General features: G+C 62.4%; 14 protein-coding genes. 1 reads left to right on the forward strand and 13 read right to left on the reverse strand.

Features of this window, described 5'->3' with window-relative positions:
• Positions 1-79: 79 nt before the first annotated feature.
• From purF to leuC, 13 genes are all read right to left on the reverse strand, one after another.
• Positions 80-1,588: an amidophosphoribosyltransferase gene (gene purF / locus ACN8M7_RS09945; protein ID WP_061239022.1), complete on the reverse strand. Its 1,509-nt coding sequence runs from the start codon at positions 1,586-1,588 to the stop codon at positions 80-82.
• 75 nt (positions 1,589-1,663) lie between these two features.
• Positions 1,664-2,185, reverse strand: a complete 522-nt coding sequence (locus ACN8M7_RS09950; protein ID WP_490260636.1) for a CvpA family protein — start codon at positions 2,183-2,185, stop codon at positions 1,664-1,666.
• A gap of 82 nt (positions 2,186-2,267) precedes the next feature.
• A complete protein-coding gene (locus ACN8M7_RS09955; RefSeq protein ID WP_061239020.1) occupies positions 2,268-2,885 on the reverse strand; it encodes an SPOR domain-containing protein in 618 nt (205 codons plus the stop codon).
• Positions 2,886-2,900: 15 nt separating this feature from the next.
• Positions 2,901-4,178 carry a bifunctional tetrahydrofolate synthase/dihydrofolate synthase gene (gene folC, locus ACN8M7_RS09960; protein ID WP_490260637.1) on the reverse strand — a complete coding sequence of 426 codons (1,278 nt, stop codon included), beginning with the start codon at positions 4,176-4,178 and terminating at the stop codon, positions 2,901-2,903.
• On the reverse strand, positions 4,175-5,059 hold the full coding sequence (accD, locus tag ACN8M7_RS09965; protein ID WP_490260638.1) for an acetyl-CoA carboxylase, carboxyltransferase subunit beta: 885 nt from the start codon (positions 5,057-5,059) through the stop codon (positions 4,175-4,177). The genes folC and accD overlap by 4 nt, the downstream gene beginning before the upstream one ends.
• A 138-nt stretch (positions 5,060-5,197) precedes the next feature.
• Positions 5,198-5,830, reverse strand: coding sequence for a phosphoribosylanthranilate isomerase (locus ACN8M7_RS09970; RefSeq protein WP_490260639.1), 633 nt, complete (start codon positions 5,828-5,830; stop codon positions 5,198-5,200).
• A 45-nt stretch (positions 5,831-5,875) separates the two neighbouring features.
• The gene (gene truA, locus ACN8M7_RS09975) at positions 5,876-6,739 is read right to left on the reverse strand and encodes a tRNA pseudouridine(38-40) synthase TruA (RefSeq protein ID WP_490260640.1); all 864 of its coding nucleotides are present in this window, start codon (positions 6,737-6,739) and stop codon (positions 5,876-5,878) included.
• An 8-nt stretch (positions 6,740-6,747) separates the two neighbouring features.
• Positions 6,748-9,576, reverse strand: a complete 2,829-nt coding sequence (locus ACN8M7_RS09980; protein ID WP_490260641.1) for a motility hub landmark protein FimV — start codon at positions 9,574-9,576, stop codon at positions 6,748-6,750.
• Between the two features lie 155 nt (positions 9,577-9,731).
• On the reverse strand, positions 9,732-10,742 hold the full coding sequence (locus ACN8M7_RS09985) for an aspartate-semialdehyde dehydrogenase (RefSeq protein ID WP_490260642.1): 1,011 nt from the start codon (positions 10,740-10,742) through the stop codon (positions 9,732-9,734).
• 141 nt (positions 10,743-10,883) lie between these two features.
• On the reverse strand, positions 10,884-11,996 hold the full coding sequence (asd, locus tag ACN8M7_RS09990; protein ID WP_490260643.1) for an aspartate-semialdehyde dehydrogenase: 1,113 nt from the start codon (positions 11,994-11,996) through the stop codon (positions 10,884-10,886).
• A 56-nt stretch (positions 11,997-12,052) separates the two neighbouring features.
• Entirely contained in the window at positions 12,053-13,135 is a 1,083-nt protein-coding gene (gene leuB, locus ACN8M7_RS09995; protein ID WP_490260644.1) for a 3-isopropylmalate dehydrogenase, read from the reverse strand.
• A 100-nt stretch (positions 13,136-13,235) separates the two neighbouring features.
• Positions 13,236-13,883, reverse strand: a complete 648-nt coding sequence (gene leuD / locus ACN8M7_RS10000; RefSeq protein WP_490260645.1) for a 3-isopropylmalate dehydratase small subunit — start codon at positions 13,881-13,883, stop codon at positions 13,236-13,238.
• Positions 13,884-13,894: 11 nt separating this feature from the next.
• The gene (gene leuC, locus ACN8M7_RS10005) at positions 13,895-15,322 is read right to left on the reverse strand and encodes a 3-isopropylmalate dehydratase large subunit (RefSeq protein WP_490260646.1); all 1,428 of its coding nucleotides are present in this window, start codon (positions 15,320-15,322) and stop codon (positions 13,895-13,897) included.
• A 226-nt stretch (positions 15,323-15,548) separates the two neighbouring features.
• Here leuC and ACN8M7_RS10010 point away from each other — a divergent pair, with 226 nt between their 5' ends.
• A complete protein-coding gene (locus ACN8M7_RS10010; protein WP_061239010.1) occupies positions 15,549-16,430 on the forward strand; it encodes a LysR family transcriptional regulator in 882 nt (293 codons plus the stop codon).
• The last annotated feature ends 35 nt before the right edge of the window (positions 16,431-16,465 follow it).

The following is a 16,465-nucleotide window of genomic DNA, read 5'->3' on the forward strand; positions in this document are numbered from 1 at the left end:
ATCCGGGAACTTCAGTGTGACATTCCCCCGGATTGCATCCGGGCTACGACCGAGGGCAGGCGTCCCCTGCCCCCGTGCATCAGTTGTTGTACAGATCGATGATCGCGCTGACCGCCTGCGACTTGGCCTTGCTGGCATCGTTGCGCGCCTGCTCGATCCTGTCCAGGTAGGCCTCGTCGACGTCACCGGTCACGTACTTGCCGTCGAACACGGCACAGTCGAAGTTGTCGATCTTGATCTTCTTGCTGCCGCTGACCGCTTCGATCAGGTCAGACAGATCCTGATAGACCAGCCAGTCGGCACCGATCAGCTCACAGACCTGTTCGGTGGTCCGACCGTGCGCGATCAACTCATGCGCGCTGGGCATGTCGATGCCGTAGACGTTCGGGTAGCGCACTGCCGGAGCGGCCGAGCAGAAGTAGACGTTCTTCGCACCCGCCTCGCGAGCCATCTGGATGATCTGCTTGCAGGTGGTGCCGCGCACGATCGAGTCGTCCACCAGCATCACGTTCTTGCCGCGGAACTCCAGCTCGATGGCATTGAGTTTCTGCCGCACGGATTTCTTGCGCGCGGCCTGGCCAGGCATGATGAAGGTACGGCCGATGTAGCGGTTCTTGACGAACCCCTCGCGGAATTTCACGCCGAGGTGGTTGGCCAGCTCCAGCGCTGCGGTGCGGCTGGTGTCGGGAATCGGGATGACCACGTCGATGTCGTGATCCGGACGCTCGCGCAGGATCTTGTCGGCCAGCTTCTCGCCCATGCGCAGACGCGCCTTGTACACCGAGATACCGTCCATGATCGAGTCCGGGCGCGCCAGGTAGACGTGCTCGAAGATGCACGGCGCGTACTTCGGGTCGGTCGCGCACTGACGGGTGTACAGCTTGCCTTCTTCGGTGATGTAGACCGCCTCGCCCGGGGCCAGGTCGCGAATCAGGGTGAAGCCCAGTACGTCCAGCGACACGCTTTCCGACGCGATCATGTACTCCACGCCCTCGTCGGTGTGGCGCTGACCGAATACGATCGGGCGAATGCCGTTGGGGTCGCGGAAGCCGACGATGCCGTAGCCGGTGATCATCGCCACCACGGCGTAACCACCCAGACAGCGCTCATGCACGTGGGTGACGGCGGCGAACACGTCTTCCTCGGTTGGCTGCAGCTTGCCGCGCTGGGCCAGCTCGTGGGCAAACACGTTGAGCAGCACCTCCGAGTCGGAGTTGGTGTTCACATGGCGCAGGTCGGACTCGTAGATCTCCTTGGCCAACTGCTCGACGTTGGTCAGGTTGCCGTTGTGCGCCAGGGTGATGCCGTAGGGCGAGTTGACGTAGAACGGCTGCGCCTCGGCCGAGCTGGAGCTGCCAGCCGTCGGATAGCGCACGTGGCCGATGCCCATGTGGCCGACCAGGCGCTGCATGTGGCGCTGCTGGAAGACATCGCGCACCAGGCCGTTGTCCTTGCGCAGGAACAGGCGACCATCATGGCTGGTGACAATACCGGCAGCATCCTGGCCGCGGTGCTGGAGGACGGTCAGCCCGTCATACAGCGCCTGATTGACATTCGATTTACCGACGATACCGACGATGCCACACATGTGCCACGACCCCTGCTAGATAATTCAGGCTAATTCAGCGACCGACGCAGCGGTTAATCCGCATCGGCCACTCTTTTAAAGCAGATCGGCTGGGTGAGCCGCTCCACCGCTAAACCACTGATCGGACCACCCCAGAATGAGGTTCTTCGACCAGTCGGCGACCATCAGAAAATGCGGCACCAGTTGCGACTGCTGCCACCATGTATCTTGTTCAACCGGCGCCAGGCTGATCAGGCCGACCAGCAGCACGACCAGCAAGCCACCGCGTGCGGCGCCGAATACCATGCCGAGAAAACGGTCGGTACCGGACAAGCCTGTCACACGGATCAGTTCGCCAATCAGGAAATTGACCAGGGCGCCCACCAGCAAGGTGGCGATGAAGAGAATGGCACAGGCCGCAATCACCCGTGCAGAAGGCGTTTCGATAAATTCGACGAGATGCTGGGCCAAGGCGCCACCGAACATCCAGGCGACCACACCCGCGATGATCCAGGTCAGCAGCGACAGTGCTTCTTTGACGAAGCCGCGCTTGAGACTGATCAAACTAGAAATGGCGATGACGGCGACGATCGCCCAATCGACCCAGGTGAATACCACGGTGCGGCCTACCAGCGGAAAAGGCGGAGCATTTTAGCAGAGCCCGGCGGTTGGAGTAACCGGGCTTTGCAAAGTCCTACGTTCAACCCGCTTCAGGCTGAAAGCGCACCACAAAACCGCTGAGCTTGTGCTGACGATTGAGCTGATCACGCAGGCGCTCGGCCTCGGCGCGCTCGATCAGCGGGCCGACGAACACGCGATTCATGCCATCGAAGGTACGGATATAGGCGTTGTAGCCCTGGCTGCGCAGGGTTTTCTGCAGATTCTCGGCACCACTACGGCTGGACAGACTGGCCAGCTGCACCGACCAGCTGATCGGCAGGCTGTTGGCATCCAGACGTGCGTCAGGCTTGGCCGGCGTCGCGCTGGCTACTTGCTCGGTCTTGGCCGGCTCGGGCTTGCTCGGCTGAGCAGCAGGCGGCGGAGTTGCCTTAGGCTGCTCAGGGACTTCGACGACCTGAGGCTCGATCTCATCGACCGGCACAGGCTCCTGCGGCAATGCTTCGGGCTCGACCACATCGGCAGGCTCGACGACGATTTCGGCAGCGACCGGCGCCTGCGGCATTGCCGGAGCGTCCACCACCACGCGCCGCATCTCGTCCTCGCGCGACAGCAGCATCGGCACGAATATTACCGCCAGCGCGACCAGCACCAGAGCACCGACCATGCGCTGCTTGAGCCCCTTGTCCAGCATTGCCATCCCCCAATCCCCTTATCAAGCCGGGCGGGCCAGCCAATCCAGAGCCTCGGCCACGCAGAAAAACGATCCGAACAACAGTATTTCGTCACCCGCAGCAGCCAGCTCGCACTGCGCCTCCAGCGCGCTACGCACGCTCGCGTGCAGCACCACCTGCGCGCCCTGCCCTCGCAGATGCTCGGCCACCTCGGTGGCGTCGCGTGAGCGCGGTGTATCGAGCGGCGCCACGGCCCAGCCAGCGACCTGACTCAACAACGGTGCCACGACACCAGGCAGATCCTTGTCGACCAGCAAGCCGAACACCGCCCAGCGCTTTCCGCTCAATGGACGACTCTCCAGACGCTGCGCCAGGTAGTCGGCCGCATGGGGATTATGCCCAACATCGAGCAACAGCGTGAGCGACTTGCCTCGCCAGTTCAGCGTGCGGCGATCCAGCCGACCCACCACGCGAGTGGCGAGCAGGGCCTGAACGATCTGCTGGTGATCCCAGGGCAGCGGCAGCAGTGCGTAAGCCTGCAACGCCAGAGCGGCGTTTTCCATCGGCAGGTCGAGAAGCGGTAGCTGCTGCAATCGCAGCATGCAACCGCGCTCGTCGAGCCCATGCCAGGACCAGTCCTGCGCGCCCACGCTCAGGTCATAGTCGCGCCCACGCAGGAACAGAGGTGTGTCCAACGTCGCCGCCTGCCCCAGCAATGGCTGCGGAGGGTCGAGATCACCACACAACGCCGGCTTGCCGAAGCGCATGATCCCGGCTTTTTCGAAGGCGACCGACTCACGGGTATCGCCCAGCCAGTCAGCGTGGTCCAGACCAATACTGGTGATCAGTGCCAGATCGGCATCGACCAGGTTCACCGCATCCAGGCGCCCACCCAGGCCGACTTCGAGCACCACGGCGTCGAGCTGAGCACGCTCGAACAACCAGAAGGCCGCCAGCGTGCCCATCTCGAAATAGGTCAGGGAAATCTCGCCACGCGCAGCCTCGACCGCGGCAAAGGCCTGGCACAGCTCTTCGTCGCTGGCTTCACAGCCATCCACGAGCACGCGCTCGTTATAGCGCAGCAGATGAGGAGAACTGTAAACGCCGACGCGCTGCCCCTGGGCAGCGATCAGGCTGGCGAGAAAGGCACATGTAGAACCCTTGCCGTTGGTGCCGGTGACCGTGACCACCAGCGGCGCAGGCTTGCCCAGCCCCAGGCGCCGCGCCACCTCGCGCGAGCGCTCCAGGCCCATTTCAATGGCCGTGGGATGCAACTGCTCGAGGTAGGCGAGCCACTCGCCCAGGCTACGTGCGGTCATGCAGTGGCCGGCAGGAAAACCGGAGAGGGGCGGTTCATCATCTGCGCGAGCAGACGCGCCAGGCGCGGACGCAGCTCGCTGCGCGAGATGATCATGTCGATCGCGCCATGCTCCAGCAGGAACTCGCTGCGCTGGAAGCCTTCCGGCAGCTTCTCGCGCACGGTCTGCTCGATCACGCGCGGACCTGCGAAACCGATCAGCGCCTTCGGCTCGGCGACGATGACGTCACCGAGCATTGCCAGACTGGCGGAAACGCCGCCATATACAGGGTCGGTCAGCACGGAGATGAACGGCAGGCCTTCTTCACGCAAACGCGCCAGAGCGGCGGAAGTCTTGGCCATCTGCATCAGGGAAATCAGCGCTTCCTGCATGCGCGCACCGCCAGAAGCGGAGAAGCACACCAGTGGGCAACGCTTCTCCAGTGCGACGTTGGCCGCCTGGACGAAACGCTCGCCGACGATGGCGCCCATGGAGCCACCCATGAAGGAGAACTCGAACGCGCAAACCGCGATCGGCATGCCCTCGAGGGTACCGCTCATGGAGATCAGCGCGTCCTTCTCGCCGGTCTGCTTCTGCGCACCAGCCAGGCGATCCTTGTACTTCTTGCTGTCGCGGAACTTCAGGCGATCAACCGGCTCCAGGTCGGCGCCAATCTCCTCACGACCATCGGCATCGAGGAACAGGTCGATGCGAGCGCGAGCACCGATACGCATGTGGTGATTGCACTTGGGGCAGACGTCGAGCGTCTTTTCCAGCTCAGGACGATAGAGCACAGCATCACAGGACGGACATTTGTGCCACAGGCCCTCGGGTACAGAGCTCTTCTTCGCCTCGGAACGCATGATCGAGGGAATGAGTTTGTCTACCAACCAGTTGCTCATGCTGTCATTTCTCCATAACCGTTGGTTCGGATGAACGCCTCGTCATGAAACGTCCATCTCCAGCAATTTTTCTCTGCCGCATCCAGCACCCGTCGCAGCGGGCCATGGCGGCGTGACAGGCTAATTGACGGCCCCGCCTCAATCGCCGTCACATTGCGTGTCACGCACCGCCTGCACGAATGCGTGAATCTTGTCTGCATCCTTTATGCCTTTACTGGCCTCGACCCCGCCGCTGACGTCGACAGCATAAGGTCTGACCTGGCGAATCGCCGCCGCGACATTGCCGGCATCGAGACCACCGGCCAGAACGATGGGCCTGCCAGAGTCCTGCGGCACCAGCGACCAGTCGAAAGCGGCGCCAGTGCCACCAGGCACGCCTTCCACGAAAGTGTCGAGCAAGATGCCTCGTGCACCAGCGTAGGGCGCCATCAGGGTCGCCACGTCCTCACCGGGGCGCACACGCAGCGCCTTGATATAGGGACGGGCGTAGCCTTCGCAATCAGCGGGCGACTCGTCACCATGGAACTGCAGGAGATCCAGCGGCACCTGCTGCAACACAGCCCGCAGGGCTTCACGCGGCATGTCGACGAACAGACCGACGCAGGTCACGAACGGCGGCAGGGCCCGAACGATCGCAAGGGCCTGCTCGACGCTGACGGCACGCGGGCTCTTGGCGTAGAACACCAGGCCGATGGCGTCGGCGCCCGCCTCTACAGCGGCCAGCGCGTCCCCTACCCGGGTAATGCCGCAAATCTTGCTGCGCACGCGCATTCGTTTCACACCCTTGTATGTCGAGCGCCGGATGGTAACAAAGGCTCAGCCCCGCCGCACATCCGCGAGACCGGAGAGAAAATGCGGGCCGAGATAACGTGACGGCAGGTCGAACTCCTCCGGGTACTCCACCTGCACCAGATAGAGCCCATAAGGATGAGCGGTCACGCCACCACTGCGGCGCTCCGCGCGCGCCAGCACTTCGCCGATCCACTCAACTGGCCGTTCGCCCGCGCCAATGGCCATCAACACACCGGCGATGTTGCGCACCATGTGGTGCAGGAAGGCGTTGGCGCGAATATCCAGCACGATGAAACAACCGTGCTCGATCACTTCCAGGTGGTGCACGGTTTTGATCGGCGACTTGGCCTGGCACTGACCGGCGCGGAACGAGCTGAAATCATGGGTGCCGACCAGCGCTCGGGCTGCTTCACGCATGCGCGCCACATCCAGCGGCCGATGATTCCAGGTCACCTCTTCGGCCATGTGCGCCGGGCGAATCGGATCACTGTAGATCACGTAGCGATAGCGCCGGGCCATGGCACTGAAGCGCGCATGAAAATGCGCCGGCATCACCTTGGCCCAGGTCACGCTGATGTCCTTGGGCAGGTTCAGATTGGCCCCCATGATCCAGGCATGTAGCGGCCGCTCTACGCAGGTGTCGAAATGCACCACCTGGCCACTGGCATGCACCGATGAATCGGTTCTCCCCGCACAGTGGATATTGACTGGCGCCCCACCCGCCACCTTGGACAGCGCGTCCTCCAGGCAACCCTGAATAGACGCGACATTGCCACGCTGACGCTGAAAGCCGCAATAACGCGCACCCCGGTATTCAAGACCAAGGGCAACTCTGGAAAAGCCAGCGGCCGCCATTTCGGCGGCCGCTACAGGTACTGCTTCAGACATGGAATCGATCAAACCAACTTGGAAATCATCTCGCGAGCTTCTTGCTGCTGCATGTCGCTACCCTCGGCCATGACCTCATCGAGAATATCGCGTGCGCCCTCGGTATCACCCATGTCGATGTAGGCACGCGCCAGGTCGAGCTTGGTCGCGGTCTCATCGGTGCCGGAGAGGAAGTCGAAGTCATCGTCACCTTCGAGCTCGCTGGACAGACCATCGACCGGCGCCAGCGGAGCGCTCTGCGGCTCCTCGAAGTCAGTCGACAGCTGATCCAGCTCGGCGCTCACTTCATCCAGCTGCGCGGCGAAGCTGCCTGGCTCTACATCCGCCTGCGCCGGGGCTTCGTCTTCGAGCGACAGGTCGAAGTCAGCCGGCAGATCAAGATCGGCAGCCGGGGTTTCTTCCGGCAGATCAAGGCCCAGATCGGACAGGTCATTGGCGGGCGGGCTCAGCGGCGCCTCATCGTCGAGGCTCAGCAGGAAGTCATCGGCTTCGTCGCTGGAAGTCGCAGCCGGCTCATCCAGATCCAGGCTGAACGCGGACAGGTCATCGGCAGGCTGCGACAACTCGACCTTGTCATCATCCAGCGCCAGATCGAAGCTCAGATCGTCATCGGAGGCAGCGGCCGGAGCAGCGGGCTCGTCGACCAGGCCAAAGTCCAGATCATCTTCCAGCGAAAGAGGCGCTTCTTCAGCCTTGGCAGACTGAAGATCACTCTCCAGGTCGGCCTCGAGATCATCAAGGCTGAGGTCGAAGGCGTCATCCAGGTCACCATCATTGGACGCAGGCGCTTCGGCTGCAGGCTCATCCAGACTGAGATCATCCAGGCTGAACTCGCTCATGTCGTCATCGGCGGCCGCAGCGGCAGCTACGGCGCCAGCACCACCGGCAAAGGCGGCAATAGCCGGGTACTTGGATTTCAGCTGCTCGGCCTCGGCATTCACACCACCGATTTCACGCAGCTCATTGTCCTGACGTGCGAAGCCTTCGCGATCACCCAGCTCGGCGTAGACTTCCATCAGCTTCAGACGCAGATCAGCACGATGCGGTTCGTCGTTGATCGCGTTCTGCAGCAGTTCCGCAGCCTGATTGAAGCGACCGTAGGCGATGTAGATGTCCGCCTCGCCCAGCGCGTCTCCCGTCTGCGCCGTAACGCGTTCTTCACCGGCAGTCTGAGCGGCATGGGCTGGCTCATCATCGAGGCCGGCGAAGCTGTCTTCAGGCATGTCCAGATCGGAAGCGAACGCCTGATCCTGCGACAGATCATCGGCCAGCTCATCTTGCAGCTCGGCCTCCTTCATGGCGTTGCGACGCGACAGCGCCATCAGCCCCACCAGCAGCAACAGAAGCACGCCACCGCCAGCCAACCCCAGAGTCATGGGATTGGCCATCAGATCATCGATAAAGCTCTGCGGGGCTGGAGCCGGCGCTGGTGCCGGGGCAGCAGGCTTGGTTTCTTCAGCTGGCTTGGCCGGGGCAGCAGGCTCAACGGCAGCAGCCGGCTCACTGGCCGGCTGTTCGGTGGCGGCGGCGCTGTCTTCGACAGGCGCAGCCGGTTCCTCGGAATAATTGTAATCAGGCGCCGCCTCCTCAGGCGGCGTAGTGGGCGGCGTTGCCGCCTCCGTCGCAGGCGGCGCAACCTCAGGTGCCGCTGCCGGAGCTTGCTCCGCGGGAGTTTCCGCTGCGGGCTCTTCAGCTGGCGTTGCCGCTGGAGCCGCGGACAGATCCGCCTGCAACTTAGCCATCTGGCTATCTTTCAGCTCAACCAGTCGCTGCAGCTTGTCCAGCTGACTTTGCAGATCACTGACGCGGCTTTGCAATTCGGCATTTTCGCGGCGCGTCGAATCCAGGCTTTCCTGAGTGACTGCGAGCTTGTCTGCCAGCGCCTTGCTGTTGGTCGAACCAGTATCGCTACCGCGTGTGGATTGACCCGCCTCGGCGGCAACCAGCTTGAGGCTGTCACCCGCCTCGGCGGTCGCAGGTGCGGCGCCGGCCGCAGTGCGGCGAGTGGCATCCAGCTGACGCGAAGCGACGGCACGACCTTCGCGCCAAGCGGCGTTCTGTTCGGCAACCTGAGCGATGGCTTCAGCGTTGCTGCGGCTACGAACCTGCTGTTCATCCGGCAGGCGCAGCACCTGACCGCTCTTCATGCGGTTGATGTTTCCCCCGATGAAGGCATCAGGATTCAGGTCCTGAATGGCCAGCATGGTCTGATTGATCGAACCGCCGCCGACGCGCTGAGCGATCTCCCACAGCGTGTCGTTGGCAGTGGTTTTGTACTCGTTACCGGAAATGGCGCGCGATGCCGGTGCCGGAGCGACCGGGCGCGGTGCGGCGGCTGGTGCAGCACTGCGTGGCGCTGCCGGAGCTGCAGAGGGGCGCGGCGCAGGCGCGGCGATCGGCAACTGCGGCGCAGCGGCAACGGTAGTTTGCGGAGAATAAAGCGGCGGATCGAGCAGCAGCGTGTACTCACGCAGCAACCGTCCATTCGGCCAGAGCACTTCCACCAGGAAGTTGAGGTAGGGTTCGCGGACAGCCTTGCTCGAGGTGACGCGAATCACGCTCTTGCCGTTGGGCTTCAGGACGGGAGTGAACTTGAGGTCGGTCAGGAAGTACTGGCGATCTACACCAGCTTTGACGAACTCTTCAGGAGACGCGAGACTCGGAATCACCTCATTCGAGGCCAGGTCACGCACCTCCAGCAATTCGATTTCCGCTACCAACGGCTGATTCAGCGACGATTGCAGGGTAACTTCACCCAACCCCAGCGCATGCGCCATACCGGAAGACAGCGCGGAAGCAGCTGCGATTGCCAGCACCAGTTTGCGAACCCGAACCATAGCGTTATCCCTTGTTTTATCTTTTTTCTCGGCATGCGAGAAGGTCTTGATAACTGCTGCCTGCCTCCGCTCCAAGAGCGGCTCCCCATTCAGCAATCAACTCAGCCAGTATTGCCAAGCTAGAAAGATTCTTCAAATTTCTAGGTAAGTATCTTTTACAGATAGTGTTTTATCAATAACTCCGCTATTTGCACAGCATTCAAGGCAGCGCCTTTTCTTACATTATCAGACGCAATCCACAAATTGAGTTGCTTTGAATCGCTCACGCCACGACGAACACGCCCAACATAGACCTGATCCTGACCCACTGCATCGCCAACTGCCGTCGGGTAGTCACCCGCCTCGACCAGCTCGATGCCCTGCGCCGCTTCGAGCAACTTGCGTACCGCGAGCAAATCGATATCCGCATCGCCCTGTACGGCAACTGCCAGGCTGTCACCGAAGAACACCGGCACCAATGCGCAGGTTGCCGCCACCGAAAGCTCAGGCAAACCCAACAATTGCTGTAACTCGGCCGCCAGACGCTTCTCCAGTTGGGCATGCCCCTGATCGTCAACCTCACCGACCTGCGCCAGCAGGTTGAAGGCAATCTGCCGATCTACCGTTTTCGGCTCCAGCGGGCGAGCATTGAGCAGCTCTGCAGTTTGCCGCGCCAACTCCTGTACACCAATGCGCCCCAGGGTGGAGATCGACAACATGGCGGTTACCTGCAATTGCTGCGGCCGCAGCGCAGGCTTCAGTGTCGCCAACACCAACGCGCAGGCAACCGCAGAAGGCGTAGGTGCACTGACGCACCAGGGCTTGCTCAATGCCGGCAGCCCTTCAACACCAAGCTCGGGCATCACACAAGGCGCCTGATCCAGTGACAAGGCGCCGCTCAGATCGACAAGGCAGCACCCTGCAGCAAGCGCCCGCTCACGATAAGTGCGCGTGACCTCGCCCCCTGCGGCGAAGAACGCCAATTGCACCTGGGCAAAATCGAATGCATCCAGCGAGCGAACCCGTACCTGGCGCCCCCGAAACGACAGGCTCTGACCTGCCGACTCGCTGCTCGCAAGCAGGTGCAGGTCCTTGAGTGGAAACTCGCGCTCTTCTAGCAGTTCGACCAGCGCTTCACCGACGCTACCGGTAGCGCCGATCAGGGCAACATTGATGGACTGACTCATGGAGGGCACCTGTGACGCAGAAGGAGCGGCACTGTAACCGCGCCCCCTCGCCCAGGCAATCGACTTGGATACCCCAGAAAAGACAAAGCCCCTCTACCGAAGTAGAAGGGCTTGGCTTGACTCGGGATGCGACCGCCGCGCTTAGCGCTCCAGCAGAATCCGCAGCATACGGCGCAGCGGCTCGGCAGCGCCCCACAGCAGCTGGTCACCCACGGTGAACGCGCCCAGGTACTGCGAACCCATGTTGAGCTTGCGCAGACGGCCGACCGGAACGCTGAGGGTGCCGGTCACGGCAGTCGGGCCAAGATCGCGGATGGAATCTTCGCGATGGTTCGGCACCAGCTTGACCCAGGGATTGTGCTGACTGATCAGGCCTTCGATATCGGCCATCGGCACATCCTTGTTCAGCTTGATGGTCAGTGCCTGGCTGTGGCAACGCATGGCGCCGATGCGCACGCAGATACCATCGACCGGGATCGGGCTCTTGAAGCGACCGAGGATCTTGTTGGTCTCGGCCTGGGCCTTCCACTCTTCGCGGCTCTGCCCGTTCGGCAGCTCCTTGTCGATGTAGGGGATCAGACTGCCGGCCAGCGGCACGCCGAAGTTGTCCACCGGGAAGCTTTCGCCACGCATGGCTTCGGCGACCTTACGATCGATGTCGAGGATGGCACTGGCCGGGTCGGCCAGCTCATCAGCGACGACGCCATTGATCGCGCCCATCTGCTTGATCAGTTCGCGCATGTTCTGCGCACCAGCGCCAGAAGCGGCCTGGTAGGTCATGGCACTCATCCACTCCACCAGCCCGGCTTCGTACAGACCGCCAAGGGCCATCAGCATCAGGCTGACGGTGCAGTTGCCGCCGATGTAGTTCTTGGTACCGGCGTCCAGCGCCTGATCGATCACCTTGCGGTTGACCGGATCGAGCACGATCACCGACTCGTCATCCATGCGCAGGCTGGAGGCAGCATCGATCCAGTAGCCCTGCCAACCGGCTTCACGCAGCTTGGGGAAGACTTCATTGGTGTAGTCGCCACCCTGGCAGGTCAGGATCACATCCAGACCTTTCAGGTCATCAATGCTGTAGGCATCTTTCAGCGCAGCGATGTCCTTGCCAATGGCCGGGCCTTGGCCGCCGACATTGGAGGTGGTGAAGAACACCGGCTCGATCAGGTCGAAGTCCCGCTCTTCCAGCATGCGCTGCATGAGCACGGAACCGACCATGCCACGCCAACCGATCAGACCTACACGTTTCATAACGACTACACCTATATAAACAGCCCGCCGGAACCACCCCGGCGGGGCTGGGAAGATTACAGACTACGCAGTGCTTCGACTACTGCATCACCCATGGCAGCGGTACCGACGCGGCTCTTGCCTTCGGACCAGATATCACCAGTACGCAGCCCCTGATCCAGCACCAGGCTCACGGCTTTCTCGATGGCATAGGCAGCGGCCACCTGGCCGAAGCTGTAACGCAGCATCATGGATACCGAGAGAATGGTGGCCAGCGGGTTGGCGATGCCCTTGCCGGCGATGTCCGGCGCAGAGCCATGACACGGCTCGTACATGCCCTTGTTGTTGGCGTCCAAGGATGCCGACGGCAGCATGCCGATGGAACCGGTCAGCATCGACGCTTCGTCGGATAAAATGTCACCAAACATGTTGTCGGTGACCATCACGTCGAATTGCTTGGGTGCGCGCACCAGTTGCATGGCGGCGTTATCGACGTACATGTGGCTCAGTTCGACGTCCGGATAGTCCTTGGCGACCTCTTCGACCACGGCGCGCCACAGCTGACTGGATGCCAGCACGTTGGCCTTGTCCACCGAGCACAGCTTCTTGCCGCGCACGCGGGCCATGTCGAAACCGACCTTGGCGATACGGCGAATTTCGCTCTCGCTGTACGGCAGGGTGTCGTAGGCCATGCGCTCGCCGTTTTCCAGCACCTTGCTCTCGCGCGGCTGACCGAAGTAGATACCACCAGTCAGCTCGCGGACGATGAGGATGTCCAGGCCGGCGACCACTTCCGGCTTGAGGCTGGAGGCCTCGGCCAGTTGCGGATAGAGGATGGCCGGACGCAGGTTGCCGAACAGGCCCAGCTGCGAGCGGATCTTCAGCAGCCCGCGCTCGGGGCGGATGGCCGGATCGATGGTGTCCCACTTCGGCCCGCCAACGGCACCCAGCAGTACGGCATCGGCAGCCTTGGCGCGGGCCAGGGTCTCGTCGGCCAGCGGCACGCCATAGCGATCGATGGCGGCGCCACCCAGATCATCGAAGCTCAGCTCGAAACCCAGGGCGTACTTGTCGTTGGCCAGGTTCAGCACCTTGACCGCCTCGGCCATGATTTCCGGGCCGATACCATCACCTGGGAGAACCAGAATCTGCTTGCTCATTGCATTCCTCAATCTATCCGCAGGGTGGATGACGCTATTTTCATCCACCGCAACCCGGCACACTGGATGGATAAAGCACCCTCCAGCCTACCCTGATGTATTACTTGATCGCGCCGAACAGCCAGGGGCTGCTCTGCTGGTATTGGGCCTCGAAGGACTTGATCGCTTCCTGATCCTGCAGGGTCAGACCGATGTCGTCCAGACCATTGAGCAGACAGTGCTTGCGGAAGGCATCGACCTCGAAGCTGTACTGCACGCCATCGGGGCGAGTCACGGTCTGCGCCTCGAGGTCGACGGTCAGCTGGTAACCCTCGGTGGCCTCGGCCTGCTCGAACAGCGCATCGACCTCTTCATCCTTGAGGATGATCGGCAGCAGGCCGTTCTTGAAGCTGTTGTTGTAGAAGATGTCGGCGAAGCTCGGTGCGATCACGGTACGGAAGCCGTACTCGTCCAGCGCCCACGGTGCGTGCTCGCGCGAGGAGCCACAGCCGAAATTCTCACGGGCCAGCAGCACACTGGCGCCCTGATAGCGCGGGAAATTCAGCACGAAATCCTGGTTGATCGGACGCTTGGAGTTGTCCTGGTTCGGCTGACCGACATCCAGGTAGCGCCACTCATCGAACAGGTTGGGGCCGAAGCCGGTGCGCTTGATCGATTTCAAGAACTGCTTGGGAATGATCTGGTCGGTGTCGACGTTGGCGCGATCGAGCGGGCAGACCACGCCGGTGTGTTGGGTGAAAGCTTTCATGTGCGGTCTCCTCAGGCCTGGATCAATTCGCGAACGTCGATGAAACGACCGGTCACCGCAGCAGCGGCAGCCATGGCCGGGCTCACCAGGTGGGTGCGACCACCGGCGCCCTGACGGCCTTCGAAGTTGCGGTTGGAGGTCGAGGCGCAATGCTCGCCACTGCCGAGCTTGTCCGGGTTCATCGCCAGGCACATGGAGCAGCCCGGCTCACGCCATTCGAAACCGGCCTCGATAAAGATCTTGTCCAGCCCTTCGGCCTCGGCCTGCGCCTTGACCAGACCGGAGCCTGGCACCACCAGCGCCTGCTTGACGGTCGCGGCGACCTTGCGGCCCTTGGCCACCTCGGCAGCAGCGCGCAGGTCTTCGATGCGCGAGTTGGTGCACGAGCCGATGAACACGCGATCCAGCTGGATATCGGTGATCGGCTGGTTGGCGGAGAGGCCCATGTACTTCAGCGCACGGGTGATCGAGTCCTTCTTCACCGGGTCGGCTTCTACGGCCGGATCCGGCACGTTCTGGTCAACGGCCAGCACCATCTCCGGCGAGGTGCCCCAGCTGACCTGCGGCTTGATGTCTTCGGCCTTGAGCTCGACCACGGTGTCGAACAGCGCATCGGCGTCGGACACCAGGTTCTGCCACTGCGCCACGGCCTTGTCCCAGTCGCTGCCCTTGGGCGCGAACGGGCGATCCTTGACGTAGGCGATGGTTTTCTCGTCCACCGCCACCAGGCCCACACGGGCACCGGCCTCGATGGACATGTTGCAGATGGTCATGCGCCCTTCCAGCGACAGGTCGCGGATTGCGCTGCCGGCGAATTCCAGCGCATGACCGTTACCACCGGCGGTGCCGATCTTGCCGATCACGGCCAGGACGATGTCCTTGGCGGTGACGCCGAATGGCAACTTGCCTTCGACACGCACCTGCATGTTCTTCATCTTCTTGGCCACCAGGCACTGGGTAGCGAGCACGTGCTCGACTTCCGAGGTGCCGATGCCATGGGCCAGCGCACCGAAGGCGCCATGGGTGGAGGTGTGCGAGTCGCCACAGACCACGGTCATGCCCGGCAGCGTGGCGCCCTGCTCCGGGCCGACCACGTGAACGATGCCCTGGCGCACGTCGTTCATCTTGAACTCGAGGATGCCGAAGTCGTCGCAGTTCTCGTCGAGGGTCTGCACCTGGATACGCGAGACCTCGTCGGCGATGGCTTCGAGGCCACCCTGACGCTCGGCCTTGGTGGTCGGCACGTTATGATCGGGAGTGGCGATGTTGGCGTCGATGCGCCACGGCTTACGCCCGGCCAGACGCAGCCCTTCGAATGCCTGCGGCGAGGTCACTTCATGGAGGATGTGACGATCGATGTAGATCAACGAGGAACCGTCGTCACGACGTTTCACTTCGTGCATTTCCCAGAGCTTGTCGTAGAGCGTCTTGCCAGTCATCAGCCTTACCTCATCAGCGCCTTTTGAGCACCTCTGGAAACTGCCTGCGTTATCACCGCGCGGCGTCAGAAGTGCGCTTTTCTATGCCTGGGCGAAAAAATGGCCCTTCGGCTTATGGGGAGAATGCTATGGCCGGGCACGAAATAACTCAAATTCATATTTTTTATTCAAAGGATTCCACGGAGGAATGTATGCTCGGTGCATCATCCCTTACCCGGAGCGCCCCATGGATCTGGCCAACCTCAATGCCTTCATCGCTATCGCCGAGACGGGCAGCTTTTCCGAAGCGGGCGAGCGCCTGCATCTGACCCAGCCCGCCGTCAGCAAGCGCATCGCCGGCCTGGAACAGCAGCTGGGTGTACGCCTGTTCGACCGCCTCGGTCGGGAGATCGGCCTGACCCAAGCCGGCCGCGCCCTGCTGCCACGCGCCTACCAGATCCTCAATGTACTGGACGACACCCGCCGCGCGCTGACCAACCTGTCCGGCGAGGTCAGCGGCCGCCTGACCCTGGCGACCAGCCACCATATCGGCCTGCACCGCCTGCCTGCCCTGCTGCGTGCCTTCACCCGCGCTCACCCGCAGGTGGCGCTGGACATCCAGTTTCTCGACTCGGAGGTGGCGTATGAAGAAGTGCTGCATGGCCGCGCCGAACTGGCGGTAATCACCCTCGCCCCGGAAACCCGTGACCCCATTCGCGCCACCGCGGTATGGGACGACCCGCTGGATTTCGTCGCCGCACCGGAACATCCGCTGGCGCGTAGCCAGGCAATCAGCCTGGCCGATGTCGCACAGCACCCGGCCGTCTTCCCCGGCGGCAACACCTTCACCCACCACATCGTCCAGCGCCTGTTCGAAGCCCAGGGCCTGACGCCCAACATCGCCATGAGCACCAACTACCTGGAAACCATCAAGATGATGGTGTCCATCGGCCTGGCCTGGAGCGTGCTGCCGCGCACCATGCTCGACGAGCAGGTCGCCCGCCTGCCGATACCGGGCATCCAGCTGACCCGCCAGCTGGGCTACATCCTGCATACCGAGCGCACGCTCTCGAATGCCGCACGCGCATTCATGGATCTGCTCGATAGCCAGCGGGACGATCTTGCATAGGCGACCAACCTGCGACTAACGTGGCGTTACAACGA

This window comes from Pseudomonas spartinae, from assembly GCF_965197125.1.
In the GTDB taxonomy this organism is placed as follows: domain Bacteria; phylum Pseudomonadota; class Gammaproteobacteria; order Pseudomonadales; family Pseudomonadaceae; genus Aquipseudomonas; species Aquipseudomonas composti_A.

Bases quoted from the DNA above. Each gene is read 5' to 3' on its own strand.
- asd (WP_490260643.1), bottom strand. From the start codon at position 11,996: ATGAAACGTGTAGGTCTGATCGGTTGGCGTGGCATGGTCGGTTCCGTG.
- purF (WP_061239022.1), bottom strand. From the start codon at position 1,588: ATGTGTGGCATCGTCGGTATCGTCGGTAAATCGAATGTCAATCAGGCG.
- leuC (WP_490260646.1), bottom strand. From the start codon at position 15,322: ATGACTGGCAAGACGCTCTACGACAAGCTCTGGGAAATGCACGAAGTG.
- ACN8M7_RS09980 (WP_490260641.1), bottom strand. From the start codon at position 9,576: ATGGTTCGGGTTCGCAAACTGGTGCTGGCAATCGCAGCTGCTTCCGCG.
- ACN8M7_RS10010 (WP_061239010.1), top strand. From the start codon at position 15,549: ATGGATCTGGCCAACCTCAATGCCTTCATCGCTATCGCCGAGACGGGC.
- leuD (WP_490260645.1), bottom strand. From the start codon at position 13,883: ATGAAAGCTTTCACCCAACACACCGGCGTGGTCTGCCCGCTCGATCGC.
- leuB (WP_490260644.1), bottom strand. From the start codon at position 13,135: ATGAGCAAGCAGATTCTGGTTCTCCCAGGTGATGGTATCGGCCCGGAA.
- truA (WP_490260640.1), bottom strand. From the start codon at position 6,739: ATGTCTGAAGCAGTACCTGTAGCGGCCGCCGAAATGGCGGCCGCTGGC.
- ACN8M7_RS09985 (WP_490260642.1), bottom strand. From the start codon at position 10,742: ATGAGTCAGTCCATCAATGTTGCCCTGATCGGCGCTACCGGTAGCGTC.
- accD (WP_490260638.1), bottom strand. From the start codon at position 5,059: ATGAGCAACTGGTTGGTAGACAAACTCATTCCCTCGATCATGCGTTCC.
- ACN8M7_RS09955 (WP_061239020.1), bottom strand. From the start codon at position 2,885: ATGGCAATGCTGGACAAGGGGCTCAAGCAGCGCATGGTCGGTGCTCTG.
- folC (WP_490260637.1), bottom strand. From the start codon at position 4,178: ATGACCGCACGTAGCCTGGGCGAGTGGCTCGCCTACCTCGAGCAGTTG.
- ACN8M7_RS09970 (WP_490260639.1), bottom strand. From the start codon at position 5,830: ATGCGCGTGCGCAGCAAGATTTGCGGCATTACCCGGGTAGGGGACGCG.